Annotated in this window: 5 protein-coding genes; 2 read left to right on the plus strand and 3 right to left on the minus strand. The window is 72.1% G+C overall.

What is annotated here, in order from left to right:
• Together AC2VNT_RS13805 and AC2VNT_RS13810 are read left to right on the plus strand one after the other, a co-directional pair.
• Positions 1-114 (plus strand): D-aminoacyl-tRNA deacylase (locus tag AC2VNT_RS13805; RefSeq protein ID WP_486947404.1); only part of this gene is annotated, 114 nt, incomplete at its 5' end.
• A gap of 34 nt (positions 115-148) precedes the next feature.
• Positions 149-1,057, plus strand: a complete 909-nt coding sequence (locus tag AC2VNT_RS13810; protein ID WP_486947400.1) for an alpha/beta fold hydrolase — start codon at positions 149-151, stop codon at positions 1,055-1,057.
• Here AC2VNT_RS13810 and AC2VNT_RS13815 read toward each other — a convergent pair.
• From AC2VNT_RS13815 to AC2VNT_RS13825, 3 genes are all read right to left on the minus strand, one after another.
• On the minus strand, positions 1,050-2,504 hold the full coding sequence (locus AC2VNT_RS13815; RefSeq protein WP_486947401.1) for a lipase maturation factor family protein: 1,455 nt from the start codon (positions 2,502-2,504) through the stop codon (positions 1,050-1,052). The two genes, AC2VNT_RS13810 and AC2VNT_RS13815, sit on opposite strands and share 8 nt — an antisense overlap.
• Before the next feature lie 46 nt (positions 2,505-2,550).
• Positions 2,551-3,825 carry a competence/damage-inducible protein A gene (locus AC2VNT_RS13820; protein ID WP_486947402.1) on the minus strand — a complete coding sequence of 425 codons (1,275 nt, stop codon included), beginning with the start codon at positions 3,823-3,825 and terminating at the stop codon, positions 2,551-2,553.
• Between the two features lie 24 nt (positions 3,826-3,849).
• The coding region (locus tag AC2VNT_RS13825; RefSeq protein WP_486947403.1) for a hypothetical protein at positions 3,850-4,269 on the minus strand (420 nt) is incomplete at its 5' end.

A 4,269-nucleotide genomic window follows, 5' to 3' on the forward strand; every position in this document is an offset into this window, starting at 1 on the left:
TTCGTCGAGGCGCTCCGCGGGCTGGGAGCCCAGGTGCAGACCGGGGTCTTCGGCGCGCACATGGCGGTCCAGCTGGTCAACGACGGCCCGGTGACGGTGCTGCTGGAGGTCTGACCCGCCCCGCGCACCGCCGTGCGAGACTCAGGGCATGTCCGCGAGCATCGCCCGCCCCAAGCTGGAGGGCAACATCGCCGTCGGCGAGGACCGCCGGATCGGTTTCGCCGAGTTCGGCGACCCGCGCGGAAAGGCCATGTTCTGGCTGCACGGCACCCCCGGCGCCCGCCGGCAGATCCCCACCGAGGCGCGGGTCTTCGCCGAGCGGGAGAACATCCGGCTGATCGGCATCGACCGGCCCGGAATCGGCTCCTCGACGCCGCACCGCTACGGTCGGATCCTCGATTTCACCGACGACATCAAGGTCATCGCCGACACGCTCGGGGTCGACACGATGGCGGTGGTCGGCCTCTCCGGCGGCGGCGCCTACACCCTGGCGTGCGCGGCGGCGATGCCGGATCGGGTGCTGGTCTGCGGGGTGCTCGGCGGCGTCGTCCCGGCGACCGGCCCGGACGCGATCGGCGGCGGGCTGATGGCCCTGGGGTCGCGGGTGGCGCCGCTGCTGGAGATGGCCGGACCGCAGGTAAGCGGCGTGACCACCGCGCTGCTCTGGTTCGCGCGGCCGGTCGCCTCCGCGGCCATCGGGCTGTTCGCGGCGGTCTCCCCGGCGGCCGACCGCGACCTGCTGAACCGGCCGGAGTTCAAGGCGATGTTCCTCGACGATGTGCTCAACGGCAGCCGAAAGCAAGCCGCCGCACCGTTTGCCGACATGGTGCTGTTCGCCCGGGACTGGGGATTCCGGCTTGCCGACGTCACCGTTCCGGTGCACTGGTGGCACGGCGACCACGACCACATCATCCCGTTCACGCACGGCGAGCAGATGGTGGCCCGGCTGCCCAACGCCCGGCTGTACCGGCTGCCCGGCGAGAGCCACCTGGGCGCCCTGGGCCGCGGCGAGGAGATCCTCCGGACCATGCTGGCCGTCTGGGACGAAGTCAGCTGAGCCGGCCACCCGGCGGTTCCAGGCCGCGCAGCGTGACCGGCGGCAGGTAGCCGCCGACCAGGGTGCGATGCCACCAAGCATGGTCCCGGCGCAGCTCCCGCCAGCTGGTGAACCGGTAGACGTACAGCCGGGCCCGCACATAATGCGGCGGCTGGCCCGGGAACGGATTGCGGCGCAACAGCTTCAGGGTGTCCGGATCGTTCTTCAGCAGGCGCACCAGCAGCGCCGCCCGCCACGGCTGCGCGTACAGCGGCGAGATCGCCGCGAACCACATCAGCCAGTCCAGCCGCAGGTGATACGGCGCCCACTGGGCCGGCAGCCGACCGACCGCACCGGGCTTGCCCTTGAATTCGTACTCCTGCCACACCGTCTGCTCGGTGAGCTGGTCGTCGCGGGTGCCCTCGATCACCACCTCCCGTCGGACCCGGCCGACGGTGCCGAACGCGCCGTAGGCGTTGACCAGATGGAACGGGTTGAACGAGAAGTTCATTCGCTGATGACTCGAGATCAGGTTGCGCACCGGCCAGTAGCTGAGCACCAGCACGAACACCGAGAACGCCAGCACCAGGCCGGCGAACCACGGCGACGCCGCGGGCAGTCCGGCCGGTTCGGTGATCCGCAGCGCCGCGGCCACCCGCGAGCCGTCGACCGCGCTGCAGGCCAACACGATCGTCAGCCAGTTCAGCCAGGCGAAGTTGCCGGATGCCACCAGCCAGAGCTGGGTGACGATCACCAGCGCGGCCGCGACGCTGGCCACCGGCTCTGGGGCGAACAGGCCGAACGGCACGACCAGCTGGGCGACGTGGTTTCCGGCCGCCTCCACCCGGTGCAGCGGCTTGGGCAGGTGGTGGAAGAACCAGCTCAGCGGTCCGGGCATCGGCTGGGTTTCGTGGTGGTAGTACAGGCAGGTCAGGTTGCGCCAGCACGGGTCGCCGCGCAGTTTGATCAGCCCGGCGCCGAACTCGATCCGGAACACCAGCCAGCGCGCCAGGAAGAGCACCAGCACCGGCGGGGCGACCCGGTCGTTGCCGAGGAAGACGGCCAGGAACCCGCTCTCCAGCAGGATCGACTCCCAGCCGAACGAGTACCAGGTCTGGCCGACGTTGACGATCGACAGGTACAGCACCCAGAGCACCAGCCAGCCCGCCATCGCCGCCCACAACGGCACCAACTCCGCCGCCCCGGCGACGATCCCGGCCGACAGCGCGGCACCCAGCCAGCACACCGCGGCGAAGAATCGGTCCGAATAGTGCAGGTGAAAGATGCTGGGCGCCACCCGGAACGACTGGCGCTGCAGAAACCGGGGAATCGGCAGCATGCCGTGCTCGCCGAGCAGCGCGCGGAACTGGCGGGCACCGGAGACGAACGCGACCAGATAGATGGCGGCGATCCCGCGTTCCAGCGCCAGCCTGCTCAGCCAGTACTCGGGTGCCGTGAACCATCCCATTGCCCGCAACTCCTGTGACGTTCATACCACCGGTTGCGGCCCCGGGTCAGCCGGTTGACAACGCCCGGCGCAGCAGGTGCATGGCCACCGTCGTCGACCGGTCCCGCACGTCGGCGCGGTCGCCGGGCAGCCGGATGGTCCGGGTGAGCATCCGCCCGTCGCTCAGCCGGACGCAGAAACACACCGTGCCGATCGGCTTCTCCTCGGTCCCCCCGCCCGGCCCGGCGATTCCGCTGATCGCGACCGCCGTGTCGGCGTCGAACCGGCGCAGCGCACCGGCCGCCATCGCCTCGGCCACCGGCTCGGAGACCGCCCCGTGCGCATCGATCAGCGCGGGATCGACGTCGAGCAGTGCCACCTTGGCCTCGTTGGCGTAGCAGACCACCCCGCCGGCGACGTAGGCGGAGGCGCCGGGTGGGTCGGTCAGCCGGGCCGCCAGCATCCCGGCAGTGCAGGATTCGGCGGTCGCGATCCGTCGGCCGTCCAGCAGCGCCGCCACCAGGTCGTCGACCCGCGCGCCGTCCTCGGAGTACAGCGCCAGCGGGTGGCGCTCGCGGAGCAGCCCGACGAGCCGCCGATACACCGCGGCGACCGCCGGCTCGAAGCGGGTGACCATCTCGATCTCCCCGCGGCGCAGGCAGGTGGTGACCTCCAGCTGGTCGAAGCCGTCGACGCACCGCTCGGCGTCGCGCAGCGTGTCGGCCAGGCCGGATTCCGGCAGCCCGAACATCCGCAGCGTCTGCTGCCGGTAGGTCGTCCGGCCGGCGATCGCGGCTTGCACCGCGTCGGTCTGCACCGCCCGCTGCCACATCGGCTGCAGCTCCCGCGGCGGGCCGGGCAGCACCACCACGGTCGGGCTGCCGGGCACCACCACCCCGGGCGCGGTGCCCACCGGCTCGAGCACCGCCGCCCAGGACGGGATCAGCGCCTGCTTGCGGTTGGCCGCCCGGACGGTCTCGAGGTCCGGGGCGCCCGGCCCCTCGAACCGGGCCATCATCGGCGTGACGATCGCGGCGATCCGGGCCTCCAGCTCGGCGTCCAGTACCAGCTCGCGGCCGCAGAACCGGGCCACGGTGGCCACCGTCAGGTCGTCGGCGGTCGGCCCCAGGCCGCCGCTGGTGACGATCAGATCCATGCCCTGACCGGCCAGGAAACGCAGCTGCGCCTCGATGTCGCCGGGGCGGTCACCGCAGATGGTGACATGCCCCAGCTCGATCCCGAGCTCCAGTAGACGGTCGGCGAGCCACGGCCCGTTGCGATCCTGAACCCGTCCGGTGAGTATCTCGGTTCCGGTGACCACGATTCCTGCGCGGGTGCTCACCGGTCCGAGGTTACCCAGCCGGGGTCAGGGCAGAGCGGGCAGCAGCACCGCCGCGACCGGAGCCGACACCGGAGCCGACGAAGCCGTCGCGACCGGCGGCAGCGAGAGACCGGGCACGGCCGGCACCACCGGAACCGTCGCCGCCGGAATGGCCGGCATACCGGGGGCGGTCAGCGCCGGTGCCGTGACGGACGGTGCCGTCACAACCGGCGCGGTGCCACCCAGGTTCGGCAGCGGGAACGGGAAGACCGAGGACAGGCCACCCGGCGCGGCCAACCCGGGCACGGCCGCGGGCGCACCCGGAACAGCCGACGCCGGCATCCCCGGCACAGCCCGCACCCCGGGAGCCAGTGTCGTCGCCGGCGCGGGCGCGCCGCCCAGCGTCGACTGCAGCAGCTGGGGGATGTTGCTCGACGAGGTGAGCACCGGGTCGACCACCCCGCC

The sequence above is a fragment of the Mycobacterium sp. TH-M15 genome (genome assembly GCF_057473705.1).